Here is a 16,301-nt window from a genome sequence, read left to right on the forward strand (position 1 = left end):
TGACTCCTAAAGGGTCTATAGTTCCGTTAACGCTTCGAACCTTACACCCGGTTCGCCATAAATGAAACTGGAGTTCCGTTATGACTTTGGAGAGCACACCGCCGGGCTCGATCCGCCCCGGCGGCCGCACCGCCCGCGTCCGCGAATCCGTGCTGCGCGTCGCGGGCGATCTACTGGCCGAACGCGGCTTCGCCCACCTCGACCTGACCGAGGTCGCGGCGCGGGCCGAGGTCGGCAAGACCACCGTCTACCGGCGCTGGCGCACCCCGACCGGACTCGTCACCGACCTGCTGGCGGAGATGGCCGAGGAGTCCGTGCCGCGCGCCGACACCGGATCACTGCTCGGCGACCTCACCGCCAACGCCCGCCTGGTCGCGCGCACCCTCGCCGACCCGCGCCAGGGCAGGCTCTTCCGCGCCGTCATCGCGGCGGCCACCTGCGACGAGACCGCGGCCGCCGCCCTGCGCCGCTTCTACGACATCCGGCTCACCGAATGGGCGCCCTGCGTCGAGGCGGCCATCGCCCGCGGCGAGGCCCCGACCGGCACCGACCCGCGCGCGGTGCTGTCCGCGGTTTCCGCGCCGCTCTACTACCGGCTGCTCGCCAGCGGTGATCCGATCGACGACCGAGTCGCGGTGCAGTCCGCCGAGGCGGCGGTGAATGCCGTTGCCGCAGGGACTTTCGCCCCATGACCCGTCTTGGTGGCATCCAGAAGTGATCGGCACGTCAGCTGACTGGCCATGCCGCTACGACGAGTGCGGACTACGCCTGCCAGGAAGGTGATCGGCCGCTGCGGGCGATCACGCGATCAAGGGCGGACGCGTCGTCGGGCACCGGGACGGCCGGGGCGAACATGCCGGGCATACCCTCGGCGGGCACATTCTGCCACCAGCCCTGTAGTACCTCCAGATCACTTGGCGCGCAGTCGAATTGCTGACCGGTCGCGACCGCGAGATCCCAGCCGTGCACGACCAGTTCGTCGAGCGCGATACGCGCCCATGCCGACGCGGGGCGGGTACCGCCGAACACCTCCACATCGCCGTCCCAGGCCGCGGGCTCCCGCCAGGCGATGACCAACCCCTTCAGCTGGGTCGGGATCAGGTCGCGCCAGTCCGCAGGCAGTTCCTTCGACGGCGCGGAGACCTGCTCACGCGCGGCCAGTCGGCGCAGTGCGTCGACGGCATCCGAGGTGTGCGCGAGCAGTTGCCGCACAGTGAAATCCGAGCACGGCGTCGGCTCGTCGAGTTGGGCTTCGGTGATCCCGCCGACTACGCGCGCCAGTGCGTCGGCGGCCTGCTCCATATCGAATTCCGGTTGCATTTCAGCTCCTACCGTTCATTCGGGTTCTCCCCTGTGTCGAGACTATGCGGCCCAGCGGAATTCATCGGCGTCTCCGCATTTTCCGGCGCGCGAATTGTCGGCAATCCGATACGTTGCGGTCGCGAAAGCGTCTCGGCCCGATGACAACTCGGCCGGAAGCCCGCGCCGAAACCATCCTGTAGCGGCGAAAACCGCTAGAAAAGCGGAGAATTGGTAGATGAAGGGCGATCGGGTGGAGATCGTCGTCGATGTCGGCGACGGTACTCGCAATTACGAGGTGACGGCGACGAGGGCCGGGCGGCGCGTCGAGGTGCGGATCGCGCGCGGCGTCGTGGAGGTCAGCGAGGTGACCAGGACGGGAACACCGGTGCGCACGGCACGGTTCATGTCGGCCCGCACGCTGGCGCTGGTCGAGCATCCGGCGAACGGGACCGGTCCGGTCGACGGCGAATAACCCGGACCGACCGGTTGCCGTAATGGTGCGGGAGGGGCATCCTCGATGCTGTCGGCTGTTCATTTCAGTGCACCGCCGACACCGCCGATCCACAACGGGGAGAGGAGCGCCGATGACAGACCGCAGCACACCCCGCTTCCTGGATGAGGTGCCGGAAGCGGACTTCGCCGAGCAGTCCGTACCCGCGTACCCCGACGACGGGCTGTACACGGATGACGCCACTGATGACACGGTCGACGAGGTGGCCGCCCTGATCGAGCGCGATGCGTTCAGCGCCGATCCGGCCGATATCGTCGAGCAGTCGATTCCGGTTCCGCTCGACGACGAACCCGATCAGCAACCCGTGTACTGACACACGTCTGCCCCGCACCCATCGGGGTGCGGGGCAGCCGAATATCCTTGGGCGCCCGCGGATTTCAGGGTGCGATTTTGGCGCGCACGGTCGCGTGCAGCTCACGCAGGCTCGACCGCTCGGTGGCCACCTCCAGCACCCGCATGCCATGCGTCTGCGCGGCCAACTCGACGGCCAACCGCTCCGGATCCACCTGGCGGTGCGGAATCCGGTAGGCCGCGCACAACGCCGCGAGATCCATCCCGTGCGGGGTGCCGAAGACCCGCTCGAACACCCCCGCGTACTGCGGATCGCCCTGTTCGAGCAGTTCGAAGATGCCGCCGCCGTCATCGTTGGCCACCACGATGGTCAGGTCGGCGGGCCGCGGTTCGCCGGGACCGATCAGCAGCCCGGACGCGTCGTGCAGGAAGGTCAGGTCGCCGATCAGCGCGATGGTCCGCCCGGGATGGTGCAGCGCGGCGCCGACCGCCGAGGAGACCGTGCCGTCGATACCCGCGACGCCGCGGTTGGACAGCACCTTGACGCCCGGCTTCGGCTGTGAGACCAGCGCCGCGTCCCGCACCGGATTGGACGCGCCGAGCAGTAGCTGATCGCCCTCGTGCAGCGCATCCATCACCACGGCCGCCACATGTAGTCCGGTCGGCTTCGGATGCCGGGCCAGCTCGGCGCGAACCACCTGGTGCGCCTTGGCATTCAACTCGCGGCAGTGCGCAAGCCATTCGGGCCGCGGCGCACCGGTCGTCACCGCGCGGGTGCCGGTGCCCAGCACGTTGCCGGAGACATCGGGCCAGCGCGGGCCGGTGGTCAACGCGTAGACCATGACCGCCGGGTCGGCGAGCACCTTGGCGACCTGGCGGTGCAGGGTCGGCCGACCCGTGATGACGGCCTGGCGCGGCTTCAGCAGCGGCAGCGCGAGCGGATGCAGCGCCGGACCGTGCATGGGCGCGGTGGGTTCCGCGACCGTCGGCAGGTCGGCCAGTTCCGGCCGGAGTCCGGCACCGTGCCCGGAGATCACCACGGTGTCGGGGCTCAGGTCGAGGTCGAGCGGGACATCGAGGGTGGCGTACTTGGTCTCGGTCCAGGCTCGGTCGTCGATACGGCCGGGCGGCACCGCCTCGCCGGGCGCGATATCGGGGACCAGCGGTTCGCGCAGCGGGATATCGAAGTGCACCGGCCCGGCATTGCCGGAGCGGGTGCCGCGGGCCGCGGCGAGCACCCGGCAGACGGCGGTGCGCCACTGGCTGTTCTGATGCCGGTAGGGCGGGCATTCGGCGGATCCGGACTCCGCCTCGGCCAGGCCGAGGCTGACCGTGAGCCGCACCTGGCTGCCGAACAGACCGAGCTGTTCGATGGTCTGGTTGGCGCCGGATCCGAGCATTTCGTACGGCCGGTTGGCGCTGAGCACGATCAGCGGCACCCTGGCGTAGTTGGCCTCCAGGACGGCGGGACCGAGATTGGCCACCGCCGTCCCCGAGGTCATCACGACGGGTACGGGCAGGCGGCTGGACACCGCGAGCCCGATGGCGAGGAATCCGGCGGTCCGTTCATCGATGCGCATGTGCAACCGGAGCCGACCGGCCGCGTCGGCCGCCTGTAGGGCGAACGCCAGCGGCGCGTTGCGGGATCCGGGGCACAGGACGACATCCCGCACACCCCCGCGCACAAGTTCGTCGACGACGACCTGTGCCTGTGCTGTAGACGGGTTCACACCCCCAGCCTCTCAGACAGTCCGGCCCACGTCTGCGTCACCCTACTCACAGTGTCTGATCGGCCACCAAGCCCTTGCGCGAACCCCGGACACCTCTGGCGCGCCGCATCCCGAAAGCCGTTCCTGCCAACGGCTTCCGGTGCTGCGACGCGCTCGACGCGCACGGCGTGCGCGAACTCAGTTGGCGTGGCGCTGAATCAGGTCGCCGACGCGCGGCAGCGCCTCGATGACGTGCTTCTTGGCCGAGCCACGCATCGAGGAGTACACCTTCTGCAGCGCGGGCCGGGTCGAGCCCTGCGCGCGCTCGTCGGTGACGGCGAGCAGCGCCTCGGCCACCTCGTCGGACTTGGCGGTGAGCAGGTCGGCGAAGTTGCCCGCCGAGCCGGCCGCCGCGTATTCCTGCCAGAACGGCTCCAGCTGCGTAAGCATCTTGGGCGCCAACGAATCCAGCAGATCCGGCACGATCGACGGGCTGATCTTCTTGACCGCCGCGTAGCCGCCCTTCACGGCCAGCCCGGACGCACCACCCTTGTCCGAGACCTCGGCGTCGAGAACCTCGACGGCGTCGGCAAGGAAGGCCTTACGCTTGGCGTCGTCGAGCAGGGATTCAGACAGTGCTGCAACCACTTTCAGGTTCCTCCGGATAGGTTTCGATGAACGAGCAGCCGCAACTATACGTGCCACGGCCGGAGTTCACGCTCTATGGCTGCCACGGCAGCAACTGGACCATCAGCCCTTCACAATCGGCGAGCAAATCGCCCTGCTCATCGCGCAATTCGGCGGTGACGAAGGTTTTGCGCCCCTCGATCCGATCGACACGGCCGCACACCGTCAACGGGGCTTGCAGCGGAGTGATCTTGCGGTAGTTCACATGTAGGTACGCGGTGCGGCTGATCGGCCGTCCGGCGTAGTGCACGATCATGCCGAGCAGATCGTCGAACAGCAGCGGCAGCACGCCGCCGTGCGCGGCGCCGTTGCCGCCCAAGTGGTATCGGCGGAATTCGCCCGCCATGGTGATGCCGTCGGGCCCGGCCTCCAGCACCCGCCACGGCAGCAGCAAAAGGCTGCCGCGCCCCGGCAATTCGACGGCGCGACCGGCCGGGCCCTGCAGTTCGGGCGCGCGGTGCGGTTCGAGCAGTTCGATCATCCGATCGGCGAGTGCGACCGCTTCGCCATAGGTCTCGTCGGGCGCGTCGACCGAGACGGCCAGATCCTGCAATGTGCGCATGGCCTCGACGAAGGGTCCGAAGTTGGCGCCGATCGCCGCGCGGCTCACCTTCGGGAAGCCGCCGTGCCGCTCGTAGCGGGATTCGTCCACCGCGCTGCGGTCGATCCGCGGACCTGTTCCATTGCCAGCTCCTGGAACAGGTTTCACTCGCTCGCTCATATTTGCACGTTATCGCGAAGCTTTACACCGTCAAGTCGAATTGCTGGTTCCAGCAACGGGAACTGCGGGCCCTGCACCCCGAACGCCAGGACAATAATCGGACCGGTGACGTTCAATCCCAAACTGTGGCGGCCCGTTCCCGGATTCGAGAACCTGACCGATATCACCTATCACCGGCACGTCGACCAGGGCACCGTGCGTGTCGCCTTCGACCGGCCGGAAGTGCGCAACGCCTTCCGCCCGCACACCGTCGACGAGCTGTACCGCGCGCTCGACCACGCCAGGATGACCTCCGATGTCGGCGCCGTGCTGCTCACCGGCAACGGCCCGAGCCCGAAGGACGGCGGCTGGGCCTTCTGCTCCGGCGGCGATCAGCGCATTCGCGGCCGCAGCGGCTACCAGTACGCCAGCGGCGAGACCGCCGACACGGTGGACAAGGCCCGCGCGGGCCGACTGCACATCCTGGAGGTGCAGCGGCTCATCCGGTTCATGCCGAAGGTGGTGATCGCGCTGGTGAACGGCTGGGCCGCGGGTGGCGGACACAGCCTGCACGTGGTCTGCGACCTGACCCTGGCCAGCCGCGAGCACGCCAGGTTCAAGCAGACCGACGCCGATGTCGGCAGCTTCGACGGCGGCTACGGCAGCGCGTACCTGGCGAAGATGGTCGGGCAGAAATTCGCCCGCGAGATCTTCTTCCTCGGCCGCCCGTACACCGCCGAGGAAATGCACCAGATGGGTGCGGTCAACAAGGTGGTCGACCACGCGGAGCTGGAGAATGTCGCGCTGGAGTGGACCGCCGACATCAACGGCAAATCGCCGCAGGCGCAACGCATGCTGAAGTACGCGTTCAACCTGCTCGACGACGGGCTGGTGGGCCAGCAGCTGTTCGCGGGCGAGGCGACCCGGATGGCCTACATGACCGACGAGGCGGTCGAGGGCCGCGACGCGTTCCTGGAGAAGCGCCAGCCCGACTGGACCCCGTACCCGTGGTACTTCTGATCTGACGGCACCCTCGATCGCGGACGGAGAACCTTGGACATCCTCAGCAGCCGGGTGCTCCTGCGCCCGGCCGACTACGAACGCACGCTCGCGTTCTACCGGGACGGGCTCGGGCTGGCCATCGCGCGTGAATATCCCGGCGGCACGGTCTTCTTCGCCGGTCAGTCGCTGGTGGAGATCGCCGCGCACGGCGCAACGGGCAACCCGTCGGCGTTCGACGGGGCGCTGTGGCTGCAGGTCCGCGACGCCGCCGACGCGGCCGCCGAGTTGGCGCTCAAGGGAATTCCGATCGACCGGCCCCCGGTGCGCGAGCCGTGGGGCCTGATCGAGATGTGGCTGCGCGACCCGGACGGAGTTTCGATCGTTTTGGTCGAAGTTCCGACCGAGCATCCGCTTCGACGCGATTCGCGCTGGTCACCGCCGTAATTGAAGCCTGGAATAGGGCATTTGCACGGTAGGCCGGGTTGCCAAGCGGCAGCGCGGCGAGGACGATAGCGCTCGATGCCTCCCCGACCACCGACGTCCGAGGTGGCCGCCGATGACAATCGTCCGACGAGGGAATCGCTGTCTCGATGCCTGGCCTTCCAGAACCCCATTCCTTTGGGGTGGCCGCCGTACGCCCGCGCCACCCCAGCAAACCGCCGGTGCGCGGACATGACACGATCGCAGGCGTGAAGGGCAAGGAGGGGTCGTGACAAGAACACTGCGCACGCTGCCCATGCCGACCGGATCCGGTGTCGGCGATGTACTGCCGCACCTGCGTGAGGCATTGGAGGGCGGCGGCCCGGCGTGGCTGCCGATCCCGACCTCGGATCGTCGCGAGGCCAGACGGCTCAGCGACGCGCTCTCGCCCGGCGAGGCGATCGATGACGAAGTGGCGCTTGTGGTTACGACCTCCGGCACCACGGGTGTGCCCAAGGGCGCGCTGCTGAGCGCGGCCGCGCTGCGGGCGAGCGGCAATGCGACACACGATCGGCTCGGCGGTCCGGGCAGCTGGCTGCTCGCGCTGCCGACCCATCACATCGCGGGTCTGCAGGTGCTGCTGCGCAGCATTCTCGCCGGCACCGAACCCACCGTGCTCGACGTATCCGGTGGCTTCCTGCCCGAGGCGCTGGCCGGGGTCATCTCCGGAATGCGCGGCGAGCGCCGCTACACCGCGCTGGTGCCCACCCAGCTGATCAAGGCCCTCGACGCGCCCATCGCGACGAAGGCGCTCACCGAACTCGATGCGGTGATCGTCGGCGGCGCCGCGACGCCGCTGCCGGTCTACGAGCGGGCGCTCGACGCCGGTATCAACGTGGTCCGCACCTACGGCATGAGCGAAACCTGCGGCGGCTGCGTCTACGACGGCGTCCCGCTCGACGGCGTGCGGGTGCGCGTCAACGACGGCCGAGTGCTGCTCGGCGGCACCGTGCTCGCCTCCGGCTACCGCGGCCAGCCCGACCATCCCGCCTTCGCCGAACCCGGCTGGTTCCGCACCGATGACGCGGGAACCTTCGACGACGGCAAGCTGACGGTGACCGGACGGCTCGACGAGGCCATCATGACCGGCGGACTGCTCGTCATCCCGCAGGTGGTGGAGGCGGTGCTGAGCACGCATCCGGCGATCACCGAATGCGTCGTGCTCGGTGTGCCGGACGAGCGGCTCGGTCAGCGGGTCGCGGTCGCGGTGGTGCCCACCCGCGATGCGGTGCCGACCCTCGACGAACTGCGCGAGCATGTGATGCGCGAGCTGGATCCGATCGCGGCGCCACGCGAATTGACGCTGGTCGAGGAGATTCCGCTGCGCGGACCCGGCAAGCCGGATCGGGCCAGGTTGCGCGAGCATCTGCTGGCTGAATCGGCGCACTGACACTACGCAAGCGGGTGTAAGCGGTCGCGCCATCGCGGTGCAAGGACCGTGCAAGACGCGGACCGCACAGTTGGCGCATGACTTCTTACGCACCAACTTCAGCGCTCGCCGTCGAGGCGGACCGGCTGGTCAAGGTGTTCGGGGAACAGCGTGCCGTGGACGGAGTGAGCCTGGCGGTACCGCAGGGCGCGGTGTACGGCGTGCTCGGACCGAACGGCGCGGGCAAGACCACCACCATCAAGATGCTGGCCACCCTGCTGCGACCGGATGGCGGCAGCGCCCGCATCTTCGGCCACGACGTGGTCGCCGAACCGACGGCCGTACGGTCGCTGGTCGGCGTCACCGGGCAGTACGCCTCGGTGGACGAGGACCTGTCGGCCACCGAAAACCTGATCCTGTTCTCCCGCCTGCTCGGGTTGAGTCGCGGCGGCGCCCGGCGCAAGGCGGCCGAACTGCTCGAGGAATTCGATCTCGTCGAGGCGGCGAACAAGCCGCTGAAGAACTTCTCCGGCGGTATGCGCAGGCGACTCGATCTGGCGGCCAGCTTGATCGCGGCCCCGCCGCTGCTGTTCCTCGACGAACCGACCACCGGGCTGGACCCGCGCACCCGCGCGCAGATGTGGGAGACCATCCGCCGGCTGGTCCGCGAGGGCGCGACGGTGCTGCTCACCACGCAATACCTGGACGAGGCCGACCAATTGGCCGACCGCATCGCGGTGATCGACCACGGCAGGGTGATCGCCGATGGCACGGCCGATGAGCTCAAGGCCTCGGTGGGCGGCTCCTCGCTGCACCTCACCCTGGCCGACCGAGCGCAACTGCCCCAGGCCCGCCGCGTGGTCGGCGAATTCCTCGGCGCGGAAGCGACGATCACCCCGGAGGCGGGCAGGCTGACCGCACCGCTGCCCGATGCGGACGTCACCGCGGATCTGCTGATTCGCTTGCGCGAGTGGGAGATTCCGATCGACGAGATCACGGTGACCAAGCCGAGCCTCGACGAGGTCTTCCTCACCATCACCGGCCATCCGGCCGAAGACGAATCCGAAAGGAGCGCGGCATGACCACCATCACCGCACCCAGTCCGGCGCGCCATGCCGCGCGCGAGATTCCGGCCGCGAGCAACCGGATCTCGTTGCGGCAGACCGTACAAACCTCGTTCACCATGGCCTATCGCGGGCTGCTGAAGATCAAACACAATCCGGAACAGCTGTTCGACGTCACCGTCCAGCCGATCCTGTTCACGGTGCTGTTCGCCTACATCTTCGGCGGTGCGATCTCGGGCAATGTGCACGATTACCTGCCGACGCTGATCCCCGGCATCTTCGTGCAAACGGTGATCATGACCTCCGTCGTCACCGGAACCCAATTGCGCGAGGATATGGACAAGGGGGTGTTCGACCGGTTCAAATCCCTTCCCATCGCCCGCATTTCGCCGTTGGCGGGTGCGCTGCTGGCGGACGTCGTGCGCTATCTGCTCGCATCCGTGCTGACGATCGTGGTCGGTCTTTGCCTCGGCTACCGGCCGGAGGGCGGGTTCTTCGGCGTCGCGGTGGCCGGGTTGGCCATCATCTTCTGCTCGTTCGCCGTGAGCTGGATCTGGGCGCTTGTCGGCGTCACCGGTAAGAGTGCGTCTGGCGTGCAAGGCATTTCGATGATGATCATGTTCCCGCTGACCTTCATGTCCGGCGTGTTCTCCGGCGTCGCCACCATGCCGGGCTGGCTGCAGGGACTGAACAAGGTGAATCCGATCTACTACATGGTCAACGCTTGCCGTCAGCTGATGAACGACGGCACCTATAGCGCGGATCTGGGTTGGTCGCTGCTCACCTCGGTGGCCGTGATCGCGATCTTCGCGCCGCTGGCCGTCGCCGCCTACATGCGGCGGGCGTAAACCCTTGCCGGACAACGCCGGACAGCCACGAGCTGTCCGGCGTTTCGTCATGCGGCGAAATCGGCGCGATGCGCCAGCGCCCAGTCCCGGAAGGGGCGGGCGGGGTGACCGGTGACGCGTTCGACGGTATTTGTGAGCGCGGCGGGGACGTCCACCGATCTGGCCGAGGTGTCGAGCAGGATCTCGAGTACCGGCGCGGGCAGCGTCGCCCGTGCCAGTGCCTGTTCCCTGGTCAACTCGTCGACCGGAATCTTTTGCCCCAGAACATCTCCCAGAGTGTCGACCAGATCGCGCAGGCGCAGCGATTCGGGTCCGGTCAGCATCAGCATGCGCGCCCGATTGTCCTCGCGCACCAGAAGGTTCGCGGCGACCTCGGCGATATCGTCGATATGGATGGGCGAAACCCTGGCGTCCGGGTAAGCCATTGCGACGCGACCCGTCTCACGAATTTGCGCGCCCCAATCCCGGCGGGCGTTGGTTGCCAGCCAGCTCGGATACAGAATCGTGTGCGACAGACCGGATTTCACCAGTGCGGCCTCGGCGGCGCGGTGCAGCAGGCCGATTCGCTTGTCGAATTCACCCGCCTCGAATGCGGCAGGCGATGACAGCAGGACGATGTGTCCGACACCGAGTTCCTGTGCGGCGCACAGGAATTCCGTGGTATCGGCGCGGGTCGTGTACAGGAATACGGCCGAGACGTTGTGCAGTGCGGCGGCAACGTTGCGCGGCGCGGTGATATCGAGTTCGACAGCGGGCACGCCGGGTGGCAGATCCGTCAGATCGCGTGCGGAGGCGCGAATATCGTGCCCGGCCGCCGCGAGGGTGGCGATCAGGCGGGCGCCGATATTGCCGCGCGCGCCGGTGACGAGGATGGTCATCGCGAAACCCACTGTCCCGAGCCGTGACTCGATCGCAATTTAGCTTTAGTTACAAAGCTAAATTGCGACCGCGCGGCTGTCAAAGATCCGTGGCGAGCTCCGCGAACAGCTGCATAATTCGCCTGGCGGAATCGTGCCTGCGCAGGTGCGCATACTTGGCACGGACCGAATCGACCCGCTCGGCGCCGAGCGCCGCCCTGGCCGCCTCGACGTGCGATGCCATCAACAACGATGGAAAATCCTGGCGGGCATAGACATTCGGCACCAGGGCGAGCAGTTCCAGACCACGGTCGATATCCCGCCCCGTCACAACGCAGTGCGAGCCGACCACGGTCGCCGCGCAACCGACCTGCGGCAGATCCTGTAACTGGGACAGCGCCACCCTCGAGTGCGCGATCAGGCTGTCCATCAACGGCTCCGTCGCGACAGCCCGGCCGTGCAGCACCCGAGCGCCGAGCGCGGCGGCCCCGATCATGATGCCGCCGGGGCCGGGCCCCAGCGCCTGGTCCGGCCAGCCGAAGATCTCCAACGCCCGGTCGAACCTGCGCAGCCCGAATTCGATATCACCCTCGGCGAGGCTGAGTTCGGCGAGACCGGCCACCACGGTGGCCAGTAGCGGGTTGGCGTTGGTCCAGCCGCCGCCGTCCACCAGACCATCCGGATCGGCGCTGCCGAGTGCGATGACCAACTGCTGGCGCGCCTCGGTCAGCGCACCGGCCCCGACCATCGCCGCGGCCAGCATGGCCCGGGTCTCGGTGGCCTCCGAGTGCGCACCCAACTGCCGCAGGTCATCGATGGCTTCCAGATAATGATCGACCGACAGCGCATACTGGCCCGTCTGTGCGTAAACCCCGCCGAGATGCCGGGACACCGCAGACCGGGCGAACAGATCGCCGGGCTGAATGAACCGCAGCGCCCGCTCGGCGTCGAGCTTCGAACCCCAGATATCGCCGAGGTTTTCGCGAATATTGGCGCGCATGATCAAGGCCGCCGAACGGACGTCCAAGTCGTCGTCCCGGGTGGCCTCGGCGATGAGCCGGAACAAGCCCCTACCGTCGGAGCGAGCGGTCATGACCCGGGCGAACAAGATCGAGAGCGGGCCGAGATCCGTACTGGTACGCAGCAATCGACGCACCCGCACTCGCAGGCGCCCCAGCGCCCGGAAATTGTCGCCCAAATGAGCCAGGTGCATGAACAGCGCGGCGTACGCGCACAGGTGCAGATCTCCGGATGGCGAATCAGGTTGGCCCACAACCGGTTCCAGGTCGAGGACCCGGGCCTGCCAGGACAGCACCTCGTCGTGCAGACCGCGCGATACCCACAGGATGGCGAGCACCGGGAAGATGGTGTACACCGAGTTGGCATCGCGCCGCTCGACGGCGTATCGCATTGCCGCGAGCAGATTGTCGAGGTCGACGGAGATCTCCGAAACCACGGCGACCTGTTCGGGCGTTTTCAGGCGCAGCGCCGCATCGTTGGTGAAATCGCGGGCCCACGACACGATCCGGGACATCACCAGATCCGCCTCGCCGGGCAGCGCCGCGAGCTGTTCCTCGCCGTATTCGCGCACTGTCTCCAGCATCCGGCACCTGGTACCGAAGCCGACGTCGAGCACGGTCAGCAGCGACTGGTTGACCAGTCCGTCGATCGCGCTCGCCACATCGGGGAGATCCGGCCCACCCGCAACGGCTTCCGCGGCGGCCAGCGTGAAACCCGCCGGGAACCGGCACAATCGGCGCAGCGCGATCTGCTGCGGCTCGTCGAGCAGATTCCAGCTCCAGTCGATCACCGCGTGCAGCGTGCGATGCCGCTCGGGCGAACTGCGATCGGTGTTGCGCAGCAGGGCGAATCGGTCGCGCAGCCGCGTGCTGATCTCCTGCACGCTCATGGTTCGCGCCCGCGCCGCGGCCAATTCGATGGCCAACGGCAGGCCGTCCAGGGTGTGGCAGAGCCAGGCGATTTCCTGCGGGTCGAGCCGGATACCCGGTCGCACCGCCCGCGCCCGTGCGATGAACAGATCGGTGGCCGGTGAGCCCGCCGCGTCAACGGTCAAGGGCGGCAACGGATATACCGCCTCCGCGGTGATCATCAGCGGCGCACGGCTGGTGGTGAGCACGGTGAGCCGATCACACGCGCCGACGAGATCGGCCACCACGACGGCCACCGCATCGACCAGGTGTTCGCAGTTGTCCAGGATGAGCAGAATCGGCCGGGCGCCCAGCGCCTCGCGTAGCCGCTGCCGCACATCCGGCGTGCGCCCGCCGCGCAGCGCGGCCGTGCCGTCGAGGTAGCGCTCGCCGAGGCCGAAGGGGGCGCCGATGGCGGCCTCGATCTCCAGCCGGGCCTCGTCGATGTTCTCGGCCCGCACCGAGGCGAGCTCGACCAGCACGACGGACTGCCGGGACGCGACCCGCGTGCCCAATTCGTTTGCCACACGGGTCTTTCCGGTGCCGCCGGGGCCGAGCACGGTGGTGGCCCGGGAGCTGGACAGCAAGCGCTCGAGCTCGGCGAGGTCGGCTTCGCGGCCGAGCAGGGCGTTCGGCGCGGCCCGCAGCCCGATCGGGGCGGGCACCACGGATGCCGTGAATGATTCCGGCATTCGGGTTGCGCCCAAGGCGAATTCGACGGGGGCGTAGGTCAGGCCGTCGGCGGTCGTTCGGATCGCCGCGGAAACCGTTGTCGCGGTATCTCGGTGGTTCGGCACGGCGGAAATGCCATCCCGCTCGACAACGGGCCCCGGCGCTGATGCGCCGTGCCCGAACGGTTCTCCGCGCAGAATTGCCGTATTCAATTCCACCAGCGCACGTCCCGGATCCGCGCCGAGCTCATCGGCCAGCATGGACCGGAACGCGGCGAAGGATTCCAGCGCCTCGTTCGCCCGCCCCGCCGTCGCCAGCAGCCGCATCAGATCGGCCTGCGCGGGCTCGTCCAGCGGGGCGGCGGCGGTCCTGGCGCGGGCGATGCGCAGCGCGCCGGCCAGGTCGCCGGTGGATTCGCGGGCCGCCAGCTCGATATCGTCCAATTCGCCGCGGCGGGCGGCGGCCATCGTGCGCAGTTCGTCGGCGACCGGACCGTCGGGCAGATCCGCGCCCGGTTCGCCGCGCCACAGCGCGCGAGCCCGCGCGACCGCGGCCAGGCAGCCGGGCACATCACCGGCCACCCGGCAGCGCCGTGCCGCGCCGACCAGTTCGTCGACGGCCGCCAGATCCACCTGTTCGGCGGATAACGCCAGCCGGTAACCGGCGGGACCGATCTCCAGCGCACCGTCGGGCAGTGCGGCGCGCAGCCGCGACACCTGGGTGTGCAGTGCGTTCATCGGCGCGCGCGGCGGCTGCTCACCCCATACGTCGTCGATGAGCGCCTGCGCGCTGCGGCTGCGGCCCGGCCGCAGCGCCAGCGCGGCGAGCAGCAGGCGCGAGCGGGCGCCGGGTAGTGCGGCGAGCGCACCGTCGCGGCGTAGCGCGATCTCGCCCAGCAGGGCCACCACGAGCGACTCACCTGTGGACGCAGTCAACGTTTGTCCGCGGCCCACCTGGCCGCCCTGGTCCGGAAACATCCCACGGACATCGTATGCGAGCAGGCTGGAATGGGTCTTCATGGTTTTCTTCCCCCTTTTCCGGCGCAGGGAACCTACGCTTTTCCGCATGGCTGAGTTCGAAGTGGTCCGGCAGGCCGTCATCTCGGCCGAGCCGTCGCGCGTGCACGAATTGATCGACAACTTCCACGAATGGCCCGCGTGGTCGCCGTGGGAGGACATCGATCCGCAGCTGCGGCGCACCTATTCCGGCGCCGAATCCGGCGTCGGCGCCCGGTATTCCTGGAGCGGTAACCGCAAGGTGGGCAGCGGCAATATGGAAATACTCACCAGCACCGACCGCGAGATCGGTATCCGGCTCGAGTTCGAGAAGCCGTGGCAGGCCACCAACCAGGTGACCTTCGAACTGAATCCGGTCGAGTCCGGCACCGAGGTGGTGTGGCGGATGCGCGGCAAACAGCGGGGCCTGATGGGCCTGCTGTCGCGGGTGTTCCCGATGGACCGGATGGTGGGCAGGGACTTCGAGAAGGGACTTGCCCGGCTCGGGACGGCCGCCGAGAACTGAACGAACTACGCTGCGATCATGGCTACAGCAGCGCAATGGCTCGAGGGCGCCCGGCCCCGCACCCTCCCGAACGCGATAGCGCCCGTCATCGCCGGAACCGGGGCCGCCGCCGCGTACGACGCCGTGAACTGGCCGAAAGCCGTTCTCGCGCTGTTCGTTTCGCTCGCACTGATCATCGCGGTCAATTTCGCCAACGATTACTCGGACGGCATCCGGGGCACCGATGAGGTGCGGGTCGGGCCGGTGCGGCTGGTCGGGCAGAAGCTGGCCGAGCCGGCGCATGTGCGCAATGCCGCATTCGCCAGCATGGCCGTCGCGGCCGTGCTCGGCCTGATCCTCGCGGCGACGACGGCGTGGTGGCTGGTGCTCGTCGGTGCGGCCTGCATGGCGGGCGCCTGGTTCTATACCGGCGGCAGCAAACCGTACGGCTACCGCGGTTTCGGCGAGGTCGGCGTCTTCGTATTCTTCGGACTCGTCGCCGTACTCGGCACCGAATACGTTCAGGCCGAACATCTTTCGTGGGTGGGTCTGGGGATGGCGGTCGGCGTCGGCAGCTTCTCCTGCGCGGTGCTCGTCGCGAACAACCTGCGCGACATCCCGACCGACAGCCAATCCGGAAAGACCACGGTCGCGGTCAAAATCGGCGATTCCCGCACCCGCACGCTGTACATGACGCTGGTCATCGTGCCGTTCGTGATCACGCTGGCGCTCATCGCCAAGACCCCGTGGGTATTGGCCGGACTGGTGGCGGCGCCGCTGGTGCTGCGCGCCAGCGCCCCGGTCCGCACGGGTCAGGGCGGGCCGAAACTGATTCCCGCGCTGAAGGATACGGGCTTGGCGATGCTGGCCTGGGCGCTCGTCACGGCGCTTGCGCTGGGCTTCGGCAGCTGACCGGGCCGAGTGCCCGGCTAGTCCTCGTCCGGGACGAGGATGCCGAGCACCCAGTTGACCAGCGAAATGATGATCGCGCCGACCACCGCGGTCCAGAACCCGGTGACCCGCAGACCGTAATCGCTGCTGGCCGCCTCGGTGATCTTGGCGGTGAGCAGCAGCATCAGCGCGTTGATCACCAGCAGGAACAGGCCGAGGGTCACCACCACCAGCGGCAGCGACAGTAGTTTGACGATCGGCTTGACCAGGGCGTTCACAATGGTGAACACCAGGGCGATGCCAAGGACGACAAGGACTTTCACCCCGGTGCCCTTGTCCGGCGGGCTGAGGATGTCGATCTTGTCGACCCACGCGGCCGCGAGCCAGATGGCGACCGCGTTGATGATCAACCGAATCACTAGCGTCATGCGGCCATGCTAAAGCCGCCGGGCCGGTATGCGCTGTCCGTAACCGGCGTGGCGGTGACGGT

General features: G+C 68.2%; 17 protein-coding genes. 10 read left to right on the top strand and 7 right to left on the bottom strand.

Annotation, left to right across the window (positions count from 1 at the left end; genetic code table 11):
• The first annotated feature begins 80 nt into the window (after positions 1 to 80).
• Entirely contained in the window at positions 81 to 692 is a 612-nt protein-coding gene (locus tag LGY53_RS38235) for a TetR/AcrR family transcriptional regulator (RefSeq protein ID WP_225731569.1), read from the top strand.
• 70 nt (positions 693 to 762) lie between these two features.
• On the opposite strand, the gene LGY53_RS38240 is transcribed toward LGY53_RS38235, so the two are convergent.
• Positions 763 to 1,320, bottom strand: coding sequence for a TIGR03086 family metal-binding protein (locus LGY53_RS38240; protein ID WP_225731570.1), 558 nt, complete (start codon positions 1,318 to 1,320; stop codon positions 763 to 765).
• A gap of 217 nt (positions 1,321 to 1,537) precedes the next feature.
• Between LGY53_RS38240 and LGY53_RS38245 the strand changes: the two genes are divergently transcribed.
• Both LGY53_RS38245 and LGY53_RS38250 read left to right on the top strand, forming a co-directional pair.
• Positions 1,538 to 1,774, top strand: a complete 237-nt coding sequence (locus LGY53_RS38245; protein ID WP_167478180.1) for a hypothetical protein — start codon at positions 1,538 to 1,540, stop codon at positions 1,772 to 1,774.
• Positions 1,775 to 1,886: 112 nt separating this feature from the next.
• Positions 1,887 to 2,126, top strand: a complete 240-nt coding sequence (locus tag LGY53_RS38250; protein WP_225731571.1) for a hypothetical protein — start codon at positions 1,887 to 1,889, stop codon at positions 2,124 to 2,126.
• A gap of 64 nt (positions 2,127 to 2,190) precedes the next feature.
• Here LGY53_RS38250 and menD read toward each other — a convergent pair whose 3' ends face one another.
• The 3 genes from menD to LGY53_RS38265 all read right to left on the bottom strand — a co-directional run bounded on the left by menD (position 2,191) and on the right by LGY53_RS38265 (position 5,221).
• A complete protein-coding gene (gene menD, locus LGY53_RS38255) occupies positions 2,191 to 3,834 on the bottom strand; it encodes a 2-succinyl-5-enolpyruvyl-6-hydroxy-3-cyclohexene-1-carboxylic-acid synthase (RefSeq protein WP_225731572.1) in 1,644 nt (547 codons plus the stop codon).
• 177 nt (positions 3,835 to 4,011) lie between these two features.
• A complete protein-coding gene (locus LGY53_RS38260; protein ID WP_225731573.1) occupies positions 4,012 to 4,461 on the bottom strand; it encodes a hypothetical protein in 450 nt (149 codons plus the stop codon).
• Positions 4,462 to 4,534: 73 nt separating this feature from the next.
• Positions 4,535 to 5,221 (bottom strand): PaaI family thioesterase, encoded by a 687-nt coding sequence (locus LGY53_RS38265; RefSeq protein WP_225731574.1) that lies wholly within the window; start codon positions 5,219 to 5,221, stop codon positions 4,535 to 4,537.
• A 105-nt stretch (positions 5,222 to 5,326) separates the two neighbouring features.
• On the opposite strand from LGY53_RS38265, the gene LGY53_RS38270 reads away from it, so the two are divergent.
• The 5 genes from LGY53_RS38270 to LGY53_RS38290 all read left to right on the top strand — a co-directional run bounded on the left by LGY53_RS38270 (position 5,327) and on the right by LGY53_RS38290 (position 9,963).
• Positions 5,327 to 6,220 (top strand): 1,4-dihydroxy-2-naphthoyl-CoA synthase, encoded by an 894-nt coding sequence (locus LGY53_RS38270; protein WP_167478184.1) that lies wholly within the window; start codon positions 5,327 to 5,329, stop codon positions 6,218 to 6,220.
• A 33-nt stretch (positions 6,221 to 6,253) separates the two neighbouring features.
• Positions 6,254 to 6,646, top strand: a complete 393-nt coding sequence (locus tag LGY53_RS38275) for a VOC family protein (protein ID WP_225731575.1) — start codon at positions 6,254 to 6,256, stop codon at positions 6,644 to 6,646.
• 292 nt (positions 6,647 to 6,938) lie between these two features.
• The gene (gene menE, locus LGY53_RS38280; protein WP_225731647.1) at positions 6,939 to 8,072 is read left to right on the top strand and encodes an o-succinylbenzoate--CoA ligase; all 1,134 of its coding nucleotides are present in this window, start codon (positions 6,939 to 6,941) and stop codon (positions 8,070 to 8,072) included.
• Between the two features lie 77 nt (positions 8,073 to 8,149).
• Positions 8,150 to 9,133, top strand: coding sequence for an ATP-binding cassette domain-containing protein (locus tag LGY53_RS38285; protein WP_225731576.1), 984 nt, complete (start codon positions 8,150 to 8,152; stop codon positions 9,131 to 9,133).
• A complete protein-coding gene (locus LGY53_RS38290) occupies positions 9,130 to 9,963 on the top strand; it encodes an ABC transporter permease (RefSeq protein ID WP_225731577.1) in 834 nt (277 codons plus the stop codon). Before LGY53_RS38285 ends, LGY53_RS38290 begins: the two co-directional genes overlap by 4 nt.
• 47 nt (positions 9,964 to 10,010) lie before the next feature.
• Here LGY53_RS38290 and LGY53_RS38295 read toward each other — a convergent pair whose 3' ends face one another.
• Positions 10,011 to 10,841: an NAD(P)H-binding protein gene (locus tag LGY53_RS38295; protein ID WP_225731578.1), complete on the bottom strand. Its 831-nt coding sequence runs from the start codon at positions 10,839 to 10,841 to the stop codon at positions 10,011 to 10,013.
• Between the two features lie 79 nt (positions 10,842 to 10,920).
• The gene (locus LGY53_RS38300; RefSeq protein WP_225731579.1) at positions 10,921 to 14,439 is read right to left on the bottom strand and encodes a BTAD domain-containing putative transcriptional regulator; all 3,519 of its coding nucleotides are present in this window, start codon (positions 14,437 to 14,439) and stop codon (positions 10,921 to 10,923) included.
• A gap of 46 nt (positions 14,440 to 14,485) precedes the next feature.
• On the opposite strand from LGY53_RS38300, the gene LGY53_RS38305 reads away from it, so the two are divergent.
• Entirely contained in the window at positions 14,486 to 14,941 is a 456-nt protein-coding gene (locus LGY53_RS38305; protein ID WP_225731580.1) for an SRPBCC family protein, read from the top strand.
• An 18-nt stretch (positions 14,942 to 14,959) separates the two neighbouring features.
• A complete protein-coding gene (locus LGY53_RS38310; protein WP_225731581.1) occupies positions 14,960 to 15,832 on the top strand; it encodes a 1,4-dihydroxy-2-naphthoate polyprenyltransferase in 873 nt (290 codons plus the stop codon).
• Between the two features lie 17 nt (positions 15,833 to 15,849).
• Here LGY53_RS38310 and LGY53_RS38315 read toward each other — a convergent pair whose 3' ends face one another.
• Positions 15,850 to 16,239, bottom strand: a complete 390-nt coding sequence (locus LGY53_RS38315) for a phage holin family protein (RefSeq protein WP_167478191.1) — start codon at positions 16,237 to 16,239, stop codon at positions 15,850 to 15,852.
• Between the last annotated feature and the right edge of the window lie 62 nt (positions 16,240 to 16,301).

Source organism: Nocardia sp. JCM 34519.1 (assembly GCF_020361265.1).
In the GTDB taxonomy this organism is placed as follows: Bacteria; Actinomycetota; Actinomycetes; order Mycobacteriales; family Mycobacteriaceae; genus Nocardia; species Nocardia arthritidis_A.